The following is a 13301-nucleotide window of genomic DNA, read 5'->3' on the forward strand; positions in this document are numbered from 1 at the left end:
TTCGCCAGCGCAGAAAAGCCGTTATAGAGCGCATAACCGCACAAATCCTGACATCTGGGAGCCTCCCGTGATCCAATCCGCACTCGCGTCTTTCGCGAAGAACCTGTCCATTTCCGGGACCACATCGACCAAGCTGACGCCCGCACAGGCGAAAACCGATGTGCTCTCTGGTCTCACCGTGGCGCTGGCGCTTGTGCCCGAAGCCGTGGCCTTTGCTTTCGTCGCCCATGTTCACCCGCTTGTGGGTCTTTACGCCGCCTTCATCATGGGGCTTGTGACCGCCGTCTTTGGCGGCCGTCCGGGGATGATTTCGGGGGCGACCGGGGCCATCGCCGTGGTGTTCGTCTCTCTCGTGGTCGAACATGGCGTCGAATACCTCTTTGCCACCGTCGTCCTCATGGGCATTCTGCAAATCCTCGCGGGCATTTTCCGCCTCGGCAAGTTCATCCGCCTTGTGCCGCATCCGGTGATGTTGGGCTTTGTGAACGGGCTTGCGATCGTGATTTTCCTCGCCCAGCTCACCCAGTTCAAAGTGCCCGGCACCGACAGCTACATGTCCGGCATGCCTCTGGTGATCATGCTTGGGCTTGTCGGCCTGACCATGGCCGTGGTGCATTTCCTGCCGAAAGTCACCAATATCATCCCGGCGCCGCTGGCGGGCATTCTGATCACCGCCGTGGTGGTGATCGCCTTTGGCATCGACGTGCCGCGCGTGGGCGATATGGCGCAGATCAAGGGCGGTCTGCCGACATTCCACATCCCGTCCGTACCGATGTTCGAGAGCATGGACAGCTTCCTCGCGACGCTGAAAATCATTCTGCCTTACGCGCTGATCGCGGCGGCTGTGGGCCTCATTGAGAGCCTTTTGACGCTGAACCTTGTGGGCGAGATCAAAGGCGAGCGTGGTGGCGTGTCGCAGGAATGTCTGGCCCAAGGCGCAGGCAATGTGATCTCCGGTTTCTTCGGGTCCATGGGCGGTTGCGCCATGATCGGCCAGTCGATGATCAACGTGAAATCCGGCGGGCGCACGCGTCTGGCGGGCATCACGGCGGCGCTGTTTCTGTTGTTGTTCATCGTGGCCGCCTCGCCGCTCATCGAACAAATCCCGCTCGCAGCCCTCGTGGGCGTGATGTTCATGGTGGTGATCGGCACGTTTGCCTGGAACTCCTTCAACGTGATGCGCAAAGTGCCGCGCGTGGATGCCTTTGTGATCGTGCTCGTCACCGTTGTGACCGTGCTCGAAGACCTCGCGGTCGCCGTGGTCGTGGGCGTGATCGTCTCCGCGCTGGCCTATGCGTGGCAGAACGCCTCGCGCATCCATGCGAAAACCTACGAGAGCCCCGAGGGCGCGAAGGTCTACCAAATCCAGGGCCCGTTGTTCTTTGGCTCCGCCGAGGGCTTCTCGGAGCTCTTTGACCCGGCCAACGACCCCTCTATGGTGATCGTTGATTTCGCGGACAGCCGCGTTGCCGATCAATCCGCACTCAACGCGATCGAAAGCCTCGCTGCGAAATACGAGGCGCTGGGCAAGGAAATTCAACTGCGCCACCTGAGCCGCGATTGTCACCGGCTTCTGTCCAACGCTGGCCACCTGATGGTCGATAGCGATGACGATCCGGATTACCAGATCGCCACCGATTATGTCGTGCGCACCGGTGTTTTGGGCGGGCACTGACTTGGTTCGATAAAGACAAGAAAAGGGGCCGCAAAATCAAAATTGCGGCCCCTTTTTCATAAGCATTGTAGGTAAAATACTCAAATAAGCTCAGTCATTCGGACGCGTCAGTTCAAAAACTTTCGTGACCTCGGCGTAATCGCGATAGCCCAGACGCGACAGCATGCGGGCTTTCACCACGTCAAACCGCCCATCGACAATGAGGTCGGGACGGATGTGGATGCCAACGACTTCGCCAAAGACCACGTGATTGTCCTTGCCTGCGAGCTGGACAATCTGGGTCATCTTGCACTCCAAAGAGGCGGGCGCATCTTCGACCCGCGAACAGGCAATCTCGCGACAGGGGGCCCGCAGCGCGCCGGATTGGGTGAACTCGTCTTCCTCGAACTCAAACGCCGCGGAGGAAGCATTCATCACCGCGATCTGGTCGGCGCCCACCAGGTTGACGCAAAACTCGCCGGTCTCGCGCAGGTTGCGCAGCGTGTCTTTCGAGCCGATCGAGGCAAACATCACCTGCGGCGGCACATAGGCGACCGCGTTGAAAAACGAGTAGGGCGCGAGGTTTTCATGTCCGGACGAGGCGCGCGTCGAAATCCAGCCAATGGGGCGCGGCGACACGATGGCGTTGAACGGGTTATGCGGCAGGTTGTGACCATCTCTGGGGCGGTAATACATCTTGGGCTATGTCCTCTGTCTCGCGTTCTCTTCGCGTTGCTCACCATTTAGGGCTGTGATAGCAGAAATCCGAGCCAAATCCGCGCGCAAAATCTGTGCGCTGAGAAAGGGATACGCGTGTATCGGATCGAGACAGAAACGCCGGACGATCTTTGGGAGGTCGAAGCCCTCTATGACACTTGTTTCGCGCCCGGGCGTGAGCTTTTGTCGTCCTATCGTCTGCGCGATGGGATCGAAAAGGTCACGGATCTCTGTCTTCTGGCGCGTGACGAACATGGCGTTCTGGCCGCCGCGATCCGCTATTGGCCCATTCGCATCGGCGCGGGCGAGCATCGTGCGCTTTTGTTGGGGCCCATCGCCGTGCACCACACCCGTCAGGGCGAGGGCTTGGGCGGCTTGCTCATGAACGAGTCTATGGCCGAGGCCGTGCGGCTCGGGTGGCAGCGGGTGATGTTGGTGGGCGATGCGCCCTATTATTCCCGCTTCGGTTTTGAAAAGCTCGACCATGTCGAAATGCCGCCGCCGACCAACCCCGACCGGGTTTTGGGCGTGGCTTTGCGCCCTGGGGCCTGGGACGGGGTCGAGGGGCTTGTCCACAAGGACGACTGACCCCATCTATGAGGCATGGAAAAATTGCCGACCCTCACCGATGGCGCACATGCCGTGTTGCAAGCTCCGACACCGGAGGCGATCCGCGCTTTGGCGCGGCGGCTGAAACGCGCGAACCATCCCGGCATGCAATTGCTCAACATTGTGGGTGGCACGGCGGACGGGCTGTTCGGCAAGCTTCCTGACAAAATCAGAAATCAACTTGAGGGCGCGACGCTCTCTGCGCTGGAACTGGCGTTTGAGGGTGCTGCGCGGGGGCGGCGCTCGGTCAAAGGCGGCACTTGGATGTCGCGGGCGGTGACCTCTGGACTGGGGGCCGTGGGCGGGATCGGCGGGCTGCCGACCGCTCTGGCGGAGTTGCCGGTCACCACGACCGTACTGCTCCACGCGATTCAGGGCGTGGCCGAAGATCATGGCTTTGATCCCTCCCGCGACGATGTGCGCAAGGCCTGTATTCAGGTTTTTGCTGCCGCAGGGCCTCTGCAAGACGACGATGGGGCCGATCTCGGGTTTATCGCCGCGCGCACCGCGCTGACGGGGGCCACGCTCAACGGGATTATCGCCAAGGTCGCGCCGCGTCTCTCGGTGGTTTTGGGGCAAAAACTGGCGGCACAGACCGTGCCGGTTCTGGGCGCCGTGGCGGGGGCGGCGACGAATTACGCCTATACCGCCTATTATCAGGACATGGCGCATGTGAGTTTCGGCATGCTCCGCATGGCCGAGGACAGCGATCTGTCCTTCGAAGAGTTGAAAGACTTGCTGCGGGCGGAAATGGCGCGCTGAGGCGGTCCTGTCGCGCGCCGTAACTTTGGATCAGAGCATAAAGCCCTGTTTGACCAGATAGGCACTCAGATCGTCCCGCACGGATTGCGCCCCGGCTTCTGCCGCTTGATCAATCACATGCGCCACCTCGTCGAGGTCCAGCCGCCGCAACATCGCCTTCACCGGGCCGATCGAAGCCGGGCGCATCGACAGCGTGCGCACGCCCATCGCGGCCAGAGCCACCGCCTCCAAAGGCCGCCCGGCATCCTCGCCACAAAACGACACCGGCGTGTCGAACTGATCGCAGCGTTCAACGATCTGGCGGATGAAGCTCAGGAAGGAATAATTCAGCGTGTCATAACGCCGACGCACCCGCTCGTTCTCCCGGTCAGCGGCGAAAAAGAACTGTTTGAGGTCGTTGCCGCCGATGGAAATGAAATCGGTCTGTTGGAAAAACAAATCGGGCGCAAAGGCCAGAGAGGGGGTCTCCAACATCGCGCCAATCTCGACCGACGACGGCGGCACGTAGCCCAGTTTTTGCTCGGACTCGAGCACGTCCTCCAGAATCGCGCGCGCCTGACGGTATTCGTCGAACTGCGCCACGAAGGGGAACATGATCGTCAAAGGCCGGCCCGAGGCGGCGCGGATGAGCGCCTGAAGCTGCATCCGCATGACGCCGCGTTTATCAAGCCCCACACGGATCGCGCGCCATCCCATCGCGGGGTTCGGCTCGTCTTGCGGCTTCATATAGGGCAGCACCTTGTCGGAGCCGATGTCGAGGGTGCGAAACACCACACGTTTGCCGCGCGCCGCATCCATGACGCGGGCGTAGAGCGAGGCCAGCTCACCCCGGCGCGGCACCTTGTTGCGGATCAGGAACTGCAATTCGGTGCGGAACAGGCCCACGCCCTCAGCACCCGAGGAGGCCAGAGAGGGCAGATCCGCCATTAGACCGGCGTTCATATGCATGTTGATGTGCCGACCACAGAGCGTCTCGGCGGGTAGCCCCACCAGCCCCGCATAGCGTTGCTGCGCTTCGGCCTGCATCGCGATCTTGTCACGGAAAGCGGCGGCGACGGTGTCTTCGGGCCGCAAATGCACCACGCCCTGATCGCCATCGACCAGAATGGCGTTGCCGTTCAGCGCCTCTGTCGTGATGCCCTCGGCGTGAATGACCAATGGAATCGCCCAGGCGCGGGCCACCACGGCGGCATGCGAGCCGACGGAACCCTGCTCCAAAACGATGCCCTTGAGGTCCTTGCCGTAGTCCAGCAACTCGCCGGGGCCGATGTTGCGGGCGACGAGGATCGGGTTCTCGGGCATTTCCGCGCCGGTCTCATTGCCTTGGCCAGTGAGGATGCGCAGCAGGCGGTTCGACAGATCGTCGAGATCGTGCAGACGTTCACGCATATAGGGGTCCGGCACTTGTGCCAGTCGCGTGCGCGCGGCGCCCTGTTCTTTCTCAACAGCGGCCTCTGCGGAGAGGCCCCGGTCAATGTCCTCTTCCATCCGGCGCATCCAGCCACGGGAATTGGCGAACATGCGGTAGGCTTCAAGCACCTCGCGCTGGTCTTTTTCACCGGGTTCGACGGCGGCCAACATGCTGTCGACGGAAATGCGCAACTCATCCACCGCCTTGCGCAACCTGTCCTTTTCCACATCCGGGTCATCGGCCACCGGGTTGGTGACGACGACGCGCGGCTCGTGCAGATAGACATTGCCCTCGGCGACGCCTTCCTGGCCCGTCGCGCCGCGGAACATCACCGGATGTTGGTGAAGCGCGGCCATGCCGCCTTCATCACCGATGAAAGCGCCCAACTCGGTCATTTCGGCCAACACCATGGCGACCACTTCGAGGGCATAGACCTCGTCTTCGGTAAAGGCGCGGGCCTCTTTCGATTGCACGACCAGAACGCCAAGGATTTCACCGAGGCGCTGGATCGGCAGGCCCAGAAAGCTGGAAAACAATTCCTCGCCGGTTTCGGGCATATAGCGAAAGCCACGCTCAGAGGGCGCGTCGGCGGCGTTGACCATCAGGCGGGTGCGTGCAACCCGGCCCACGAGGCCTTCGCCGATGCGCATCCGGGTCTTGTGCACGGCTTCGGCCTTGAGACCTTCGGTGGCGCAAAGCTCCAGCGTGTCGGCGTCGCGGAAAAGATAGATCGAACAGACCTCGGTCTGCATGCTGTCGGCGATCAGATGGGTGATGCGGTCGAGACGTGCCTGACCGGCACTGTCCTCGGCCAGCGTGTCCCTGAGCCGGCCCAAAAGCTTCCGGCTTTCGCTTTCCAGATTATGCACCATGTCCCCGTCGGTCTTGTTTTGCGCCTTCATGATGGGCGTCAAATTCTTTAGAGCACAGATGTGGCTTTTGCCCAGAAAAATCAACCGCGCGACGGCGGCTCGGCCAAAATTTGCGTGGAAAATGCGTGGAAAAAGTGCAGAAAAATCCGCAACTTGTGGATGCAGGTGCAGAAAATTCGTGCTGCGTGTGCGTCTTGGTCGGTGTTTTTGCGACTCCGTTAGGCATCTGTGATCACAAAATATTCGGGTATGCTTTCATCTTGCTGAAGAGCTGCGCCGAAAGTCGCCGAGCCGCTTTGCGGGCTCTGGTTGAGGGCCCGGCTTCTGCGTACCCTGCGGGCAAGACGTCGTGAGAGCGCAAAAGGCAGGTGGGTGAAATGGGGAATAAGGCGCGGCGGGCAAAAGCCATGACACAGTCATGGTCACGATCTTTCGGGCGCAAATTGCACCGATATATGCGGATTTTGCTCTGTTTTTCATGCGGGGGGCTGGCTGTGCCTGCCTTTGCCGAAGAGGCGGCTTGGGACTGGCGCGCCGGGGATTTGATTTTTCGCTCCGGGCTGGACCCTATGGATGATTTGATCGCTGAGGCCACGCAGGCGGAGTTCGGTTCGGTGGCGATCGTGCGCGCCGGGAGCGGTGGGCCGCATGTCGTCTATGTCGATGCGGAAGAGGGCGTGACCGAGGCGATGCTTGGAGACTTCGTCACGGGGCTTAGGGCGTCGGACTATGCGGTCTATCGCCTGCAAGACATGGCCGATTGGGGGCAGGGCGATAGCCCCATCTCCTACAATGCGCTTCTTGTGGCCTATGGTCAGGCGGCGGATCGGTTCCGCCTTATGGGCGGGGACACATATTACGGTGCGGAACTGGTCTATCTGGCGGCTTTGGGCGCAGGCGTCACGTTGGGGGTGCCTGTGAGGCTCGCGGAGTTGGCGCAGGGCCACCCGGAGCTTGAGGCGGTTTTCCTGACCGATTGGCAGGAGCACCCCTATTGCACCTATGTCGTCAGCCGCGATGACTGTTGGGATGTGCTGAAGGGGACGGCCATTGTGACCACGGCGGGCATTCAGGGGGCCTCTGGCCTCGAACACCTTTACCCTTTGCCTGAATAAATTTTTTGTTCAGCCAAAAGATCTAAGGAGATTTCAGATGAGACGCAGAGACTTCATGCTTGGCGCGGCGATCTTGCCTTTTGGGGCTGGAATGGCGCGCGCTCAGGACGCGACAGACACATATATGCAGGCGCAGGAGCGGGCACTGACGGCGCGGATCGGGGTCTGTGTTCAGAACCTCGCGACGGGGCAGATGTATCAACATCGCGGCGAAGAACGATTTGCCATGTGTTCGACATTCAAAGCCTCGCTGGCCGCATTGTGCCTGCGTGAGGCGGATCGTGGGGCGCTCGATCTGGACGAAAAGTTGGCGTTTCGCGAGTCAGAGCTTTTGCCGACCTCGCCGGTGACCAAACGTCACGCCGAAGCAGGCAAGCTCGACATCCGCAGCCTGTGTCAGGCGGCGGTGGAATATAGCGACAATACGGCCGCAAACCTGTTGCTGGCGCGCGTGGGTGGTCCTGCTGCCGTGACGCAGTTTTTCCGCGATATGGGCGATCCGGTGAGCCGTTTGGACCGGATCGAAATGGCGCTGAACTCCAATATTTCCGGGGATGAGAGGGACACGACGACGCCTCTGGCCATGGCGCAGAATGTGCGGCGGATGACGATGCCCTCAAGGGTTCTGTCCGAGACGTCCCGTGAGCTTCTGGTCGATTGGATGCGCAACGAACAGAATGCGAAAAACCGGATCAGGTCGGCGGTCCCAAGCGACTGGGTGGTCGCCAATAAACCGGGGACAACGCCCAATGGGGCCGCCAATGACATCGCCGCGCTTTGGTCCCCGGAGGGCACGCCCTTTGTCATGAGTGTTTACATCGGCACCGAAAAAGGTCAGGCCCGCGCGGCGGTTGAGGCCATGCGCGGCATCGCGGAGGTCGCTTTGACCAAGGTGCTTTGAGGGAGGATTCAGGCTTTGGTCTTTCCGATCCGTCCGAGGTGGGTGATCTCAAAGCCCTGCGAGGATTTCAGGCCATAGCCAAGGGCGCGATCAAAGCCTGCATGGGCGATCCATAAGAGCCCAAGCGCCGTGGAGACTGGTGCCTCGCCAAGCCAACCGAAAAGCGCGACACCTGCGCCGGAGGCATAGAGATGCGTTAGATTGTAGGCGATGGCGCCGACGCGCGGACCAAAGGCATAGCCCGCAAATGACAGGTCGGGGGCGAAGAACAAAAGCACCATGGCCCATAGGGGCAGGGGCGTGCCCATGGTCCAGAGCATGATGAGGCAGATCGCAAAAATCAATGCGCCCTCAAGGCGTTGCCAAAGGATCATTCGACGTCCTCCTTTGCACAAAAGAAAACCCCCGCAGAGCGCGGGGGTCTATGTCTTGCAGTGAAGCCTTGGCTCAGGCCGCGTTCAGCTCGAACGCATCGTGCAGAGCCTGAACGGCCAGCTCGGTGTATTTGCGGTCGACCAGAACGGAGATTTTGATCTCGGAGGTGGCGATAACTTTGATGTTGATGCCCTCATCAGACAGCACTTTGAACATCTTGGCGGCGACGCCCGATTGCGACCGCATGCCGATGCCGACGAGCGAGATTTTCGCCACATCCGTGTCGGAGATCAGCTCGCCAAAGTTGAAGGCACCACGGTCCTTCGCCGCGTCCAGAGCCGCTTTGGCGCGGTTCACCTGATCGACGGGGCAGGAGAAGGTCATGTCGGTGCGACCCTCTTCGGAGATGTTCTGAATGATCATGTCGACATTCACGCCCGCTTCGGCCAGCGGGCCGAAAATGGCGGCGGCGATGCCGGGGCGGTCGGCGACCGACACGAGGGTCATTTTGGCTTCTTCGCGGGAGGCGGCAATGCCCGAGACAGGTTTGTTTTCCACGATATCCTCCTCGGCACAGATCAACGTGCCGGCATTGGGGTCATATTCCTCGAAAGACGACAGGACGCGCAGGCGCACGCCGTAACGCATCGCCAGCTCGACAGACCGGGTCTGAAGCACTTTCGCACCCAAAGACGCCAGTTCCAACATTTCTTCGAAAGCGATCTTGTCGAGCTTCTGGGCTTTGCTCTCGATCCGCGGGTCGGTGGTGTAGACCCCGTCCACGTCGGTGTAGATGTCACAGCGCTCGGCCTCAAAGGCGGCGGCGAAGGCGACGGCGGTGGTGTCAGAGCCACCCCGGCCCAGCGTGGTGATGCGGCCCTCGGGCGAAATGCCTTGGAAACCCGCCACGACGGCGACTTTCATGCCTTCGCTAAATTTGGCGAGAATGTTTTCCGGCGGGATCTCTTCGATCCGGGCGGCGCCATGCGCGGAGTTGGTCTTGAGCGGCACTTGCCAGCCCTGCCAGCTGCGTGCGGGCACGTCCATTTCCTGAAGCGTCAGAGCCATGAGACCTGCGGTCACGTTCTCGCCCGAGGAGACAACGGCGTCATATTCACGCGCATCATACATCGGAGAGGTTTCGTTCACGTAGCCCACGAGCTTGTTGGTCTCGCCGGACATGGCAGAGACCACGACGATCACGTCGTAGCCATTGGCAACCTCGCGGCCGACGCGTTTCGCGGCGCGTTTGATTTTGTCGAGCGTGGCGACGGATGTACCGCCGAATTTCATCACGAGAATGGGCATCTCTGGCCTTATCCCCCGTCGTCAGAGTGGTCACGGTTCTCTAAGTGGCTTGAGACGCAAGCGCAAGAGTGGCGCGTGCGCCCGGCGCATATTTTGCTGAGTATTTTTACAGCAAAGGAGACTTAAAGCGTCCGGCCTTTGACTTGAGGCATCAGATAAGGTCGGGGCGCCTGCCACGTACAGATGTTGCACCGCGTTCGACCAAAAGCTGTGAGCGAGGTTTTTGGTCGAACGCTTTAATAGGCGTGCGGATGCCCGTCCCAGGTCAGGAAACAGCCGGTGGCGCTGAGCGACAGTTCTGCAAAACGATCCGCCAAACCATTGGCGGCCATGGTCGCCGTGATCTCGGCAGAGGCACCGCCCATATCGGTCTGGACCCAGCCGGGGTGGTAGATGCCGACCGAAATGCCGTCCGATTTGAGATCTGTGGCAAGGTTCCGGCCAAGATTCAAAGCGGCGGCTTTCGAGGCGCGGTAGATGTAAGAGCCGCCGGGCGCGCGGGTGTGGGACGCCATCTGGGACGAGATGATCGCGATTTTGCCGCGTGCCGCGCGCAAAGCGGGGAGGAACGCCTGCACCGTCAGGAAGACGCCGGTGACATTGACCGCGAATTCTTCGGCCCACATCTCGGCGGGGTAGTCGGTGTCGAGCGATTGGCCGCGATCCAGATAGAGCCCGGCGTTGCAGACCAACAGGTCCAGCGGGCGATCTTTCAATGTGCTGGCCAGACCCGAAACGCTTTGCGGGTCTTTGACGTCGAGTGACAAAAGACCGTCCGCGCCGCGGGTCGAGGTGCCTGTGACCTCATAGCCGCGCGTGCTCAGTTCAGATTTCAGAGCCGCGCCAATGCCGCGCGAGGCGCCGGTGATGAGAGCCGTGTCCATGTCGAATGCCTTTGCAGTGAGAAATCGGGGAGGATCAGTTCAGTTTGCGTTTCGGCGTGAAGGGCAGCGGCAGCACCGGCACGCCCTCTTCCAAAAGCGCCTTGGCGTCGTCCAGTTTCGCCTCGCCGTAGATCGCCCGTGCTGGCGCCTCGCCCTCGTGAATTTTGCGCGCTTCCTTTGCGAATTCGACGCCGACGTAATCGGAATTGGCCTCCACGTCCGCCCGCAGCTTAGCGACGGCCTGTTCGACGTCTTCGGCCGTGGGGCGTGGCGGCTCCATCGGGGAGGTCTGTGTCGGCGAGGCGGAGGCGGGCGCTTCGGTGGCGGGGAGTTCGGGTTTGCGCGCCGTGCTGACGCGGGGGGCCATCATTGCCTTGAAGACCTGCGACGTGCCGCAGGTCGGGCAGCTCAATTGACCGTTTTTGCAAAGCGTCTCAAAGGCTTCGGCGGAGCGAAACCAGCTTTCGAATTGATGCTCTTTGGAGCATTTGAGCATGTAGCGGATCATGATCGGCGCGTTTCCCAAGATCAGACCTTTAGGATAGGCCTTGTCCGGGGGCTTTGCAATGCGACCGCTCTCAAAGGCGATAGAGGCGCGGGTTGAAATGGCGGATGATCTGGGCCAGCTCCGGTTCATCCACAAGGCTTGCGGCCTTTTTGGCGGAGACCCATTTGCGTTTGCGTTCATTGGCTTCGGGGTAGCGGTCAAAGACCCAGCGCGCCTTGAGTGGAAACACCGCAACGACGCAGGGCATCGGCAATTCGCCATCGCGGGGATATTTGAGATAGGAATAAAGCCCGATGCAGATGGGGGCGGGACGGCCCTTGATCCCGGCCTCTTCCCAGGCCTCGGTGGCGGCGGCTTGTACGGGGGTTTGCCCGTCCATCGGCCAGCCTTTCGGGATGATCCAACGTTTGCGGCGCCGCGATTTGACCAGAAGGATTTGCAGCTTGTCCTTACGCCAGCGCCAGATCAACGCGCCAAACTGGGTGCGCACGCCGTTCTTGCCGCCTGGCCCGAGTTTTACCGGATGTTGTCTTGGGCGTATCAATGACACCTGCTCTTCCCTCAATATCTGAGTGCGGCGGGCCCTCCTCCAAAGCGTGGAAAAACACGCTTGCACCCGGTTCGTCGCATCAGGGTAACAGAAGAAGTATCAAAGCCCTGTGACGGCTGGAAAGAAAAATCGTTTCACACGCCGTTTCTCGGCGGAAACGGCGAGCTTTGGGTTATTTCAATGCTTGTAATTTGGGCAAATCGGCCAGAGCAGCCCAAAAGGCCTCTTGCCGAAGCTGGCTTTCGCGCAGCGGAATGAGCGCGGCGTGGGCCTGTTCCGTCATCGCTTTGGCGCGATCCGGGTCCGACATCAGCGCGCTTGCGGCCTCAGACAGGGCGGCGGCATCGGAGAGGTCCATCGCACCGCCTGCGCGGTCAAGCGCATCATAGGCGGCAGCATGGTTGGAGACATGCGGGCCATGCAGAATCGCTGTGTCGAATTGCACCGGCTCATAGGGCGTGTGTCCGCCGTGGTCCGTCAAAGAGCCGCCAACGAAGGTGATGCCCGATAGGCGATACCAAAGCGCCATTTCGCCCAGCGTGTCGGCGAGGTAGATCGGCGCGCCTTCGGGGGCGTCTCCTTTGGAGCGCCGTGCAAAGCTGAGCCCTACGCGGGTCAGCTCTGTCGCGATGGTTTCGGCGCGCGACGGGTGGCGCGGCGCGAGGATCAGGCGCGCGTCGGGATGGGTCTGTTGCAGGCGGTGAAAGGCCTCAAAGATCGGACGCTCCTCGCCCGCATGGGTCGAGGCCGCGAGCAGGGTCTTGTCACGACGAAACGTCTTTTGCAGGGCCTTTAGTTCCGCCTCAGGCGCGGTGGCCAATTCGACCGTGCTTTTGAGGTTCATTCGCGGCAGAAGTGTAGCCGCGGGCAGGCCCAGTTGCAGCAACCGTTGTTCGGAGGCGGTGTCTTGTGCTGCGAGTTTGGTGATCGCGCTGATGGTCTGACGGATGGTGCCGCCGAGCAGAATGCCCATCTGTCCCCAACGCTGTGCTGTACGCTCCGACATGCGGGCGCCTGCGACGACCACGGGGATGTCATGACGGGCGAGCGTGACAAAGCGGTTGGGCCAGATCTCATTTTCCAAAGAGACCAGCGCGCAGGGGCGGGTGGCGGTCAGGAACCGTTTCAGCACAGGGCGCAAATCCATCGGCGCGAGCCGGGTCGTGACCCGAGGCAGGGCCCAACCCGCGACCATTTTGCGCGCGCTCACCGTGTTCACCGTCACGAGGATGTCGAGGCCGGGGGCGCGTCGTAGCGCCTCTTCAATCAGCCCGCGCGCGGCGGTCAACTCGCCATTGGAGGCGCCGTGAATCCACAGAAGCGGTTCTTTGGTGCGGGGGATCGTACTGAGACCCGCGCCGAAACGTTCCGCCAGATCGGACAGGCCCTCGCGCCCGCGCAGCACTTGCCGCAGCAGCATGAGCGCAAAGAGCGGGCTCAGCAGGGTCAGGAGGGCACGGTAGAGAAGCAAGACAGTTGTCCGATCAATCAAAATTGCACATTCGCTTACGCGGTGAAGCCCCGTCTTGGCAAGGGGGCGCGCAGATCAAGAAGTCCGCAAAATTTAGAATTGATCTAAGTCATGGTTCATTTTTAGAGAGATTCTAAGTTGATCGAAGACGCGCGACATATCAA

The 13301-nt window shown here is 61.0% G+C and carries 13 protein-coding genes; 5 read left to right on the forward strand and 8 right to left on the reverse strand.

Annotation, left to right across the window (positions count from 1 at the left end):
- Nucleotides 1–67: 67 nt before the first annotated feature.
- Nucleotides 68–1675 (forward strand): SulP family inorganic anion transporter, encoded by a 1608-nt coding sequence (locus tag ACN0X0_RS15710; protein WP_417279911.1) that lies wholly within the window; start codon nucleotides 68–70, stop codon nucleotides 1673–1675.
- 90 nt (nucleotides 1676–1765) lie between these two features.
- Here the strand turns inward: ACN0X0_RS15710 and ACN0X0_RS15715 are convergent, their stop codons facing one another.
- Entirely contained in the window at nucleotides 1766–2350 is a 585-nt protein-coding gene (locus ACN0X0_RS15715) for a flavin reductase family protein (RefSeq protein ID WP_417279912.1), read from the reverse strand.
- Nucleotides 2351–2467: 117 nt separating this feature from the next.
- Here ACN0X0_RS15715 and ACN0X0_RS15720 point away from each other — a divergent pair, with 117 nt between their 5' ends.
- Both ACN0X0_RS15720 and ACN0X0_RS15725 read left to right on the forward strand, forming a co-directional pair.
- Complete coding sequence (locus tag ACN0X0_RS15720; RefSeq protein ID WP_417262021.1) at nucleotides 2468–2959, forward strand: GNAT family N-acetyltransferase; 492 nt, start codon at nucleotides 2468–2470, stop codon at nucleotides 2957–2959.
- A 15-nt stretch (nucleotides 2960–2974) separates the two neighbouring features.
- Nucleotides 2975–3742 carry an EcsC family protein gene (locus tag ACN0X0_RS15725; RefSeq protein WP_417279913.1) on the forward strand — a complete coding sequence of 256 codons (768 nt, stop codon included), beginning with the start codon at nucleotides 2975–2977 and terminating at the stop codon, nucleotides 3740–3742.
- A 30-nt stretch (nucleotides 3743–3772) separates the two neighbouring features.
- Here ACN0X0_RS15725 and ptsP read toward each other — a convergent pair whose 3' ends face one another.
- Entirely contained in the window at nucleotides 3773–6025 is a 2253-nt protein-coding gene (gene ptsP, locus ACN0X0_RS15730) for a phosphoenolpyruvate--protein phosphotransferase (protein ID WP_417279935.1), read from the reverse strand.
- Between the two features lie 494 nt (nucleotides 6026–6519).
- On the opposite strand from ptsP, the gene ACN0X0_RS15735 reads away from it, so the two are divergent.
- Both ACN0X0_RS15735 and bla read left to right on the forward strand, forming a co-directional pair.
- Nucleotides 6520–7140 (forward strand): peptidoglycan peptidase, encoded by a 621-nt coding sequence (locus tag ACN0X0_RS15735; RefSeq protein WP_417279914.1) that lies wholly within the window; start codon nucleotides 6520–6522, stop codon nucleotides 7138–7140.
- Nucleotides 7141–7177: 37 nt separating this feature from the next.
- Nucleotides 7178–8041, forward strand: a complete 864-nt coding sequence (gene bla / locus ACN0X0_RS15740) for a class A beta-lactamase (protein ID WP_417279915.1) — start codon at nucleotides 7178–7180, stop codon at nucleotides 8039–8041.
- A gap of 8 nt (nucleotides 8042–8049) precedes the next feature.
- On the opposite strand, the gene ACN0X0_RS15745 is transcribed toward bla, so the two are convergent.
- The 6 genes from ACN0X0_RS15745 to ACN0X0_RS15770 form a co-directional block, all read right to left on the reverse strand.
- The gene (locus tag ACN0X0_RS15745) at nucleotides 8050–8415 is read right to left on the reverse strand and encodes a DUF4260 domain-containing protein (protein ID WP_417279916.1); all 366 of its coding nucleotides are present in this window, start codon (nucleotides 8413–8415) and stop codon (nucleotides 8050–8052) included.
- Nucleotides 8416–8488: 73 nt separating this feature from the next.
- Nucleotides 8489–9724 (reverse strand): aspartate kinase, encoded by a 1236-nt coding sequence (locus tag ACN0X0_RS15750; RefSeq protein ID WP_417279917.1) that lies wholly within the window; start codon nucleotides 9722–9724, stop codon nucleotides 8489–8491.
- A 236-nt stretch (nucleotides 9725–9960) separates the two neighbouring features.
- A complete protein-coding gene (locus ACN0X0_RS15755; protein WP_417279918.1) occupies nucleotides 9961–10608 on the reverse strand; it encodes an SDR family NAD(P)-dependent oxidoreductase in 648 nt (215 codons plus the stop codon).
- Between the two features lie 34 nt (nucleotides 10609–10642).
- Nucleotides 10643–11116 carry a DUF1178 family protein gene (locus tag ACN0X0_RS15760; protein WP_417279919.1) on the reverse strand — a complete coding sequence of 158 codons (474 nt, stop codon included), beginning with the start codon at nucleotides 11114–11116 and terminating at the stop codon, nucleotides 10643–10645.
- A gap of 70 nt (nucleotides 11117–11186) precedes the next feature.
- A complete protein-coding gene (locus ACN0X0_RS15765) occupies nucleotides 11187–11666 on the reverse strand; it encodes an NUDIX hydrolase (RefSeq protein ID WP_417279920.1) in 480 nt (159 codons plus the stop codon).
- Between the two features lie 172 nt (nucleotides 11667–11838).
- Nucleotides 11839–13137: a 3-deoxy-D-manno-octulosonic acid transferase gene (locus ACN0X0_RS15770; protein ID WP_417279921.1), complete on the reverse strand. Its 1299-nt coding sequence runs from the start codon at nucleotides 13135–13137 to the stop codon at nucleotides 11839–11841.
- Nucleotides 13138–13301 lie beyond the last annotated feature (164 nt).

It is taken from the genome of Celeribacter sp. (assembly GCF_048270365.1).
Lineage (GTDB): Bacteria > Pseudomonadota > Alphaproteobacteria > Rhodobacterales > Rhodobacteraceae > Celeribacter.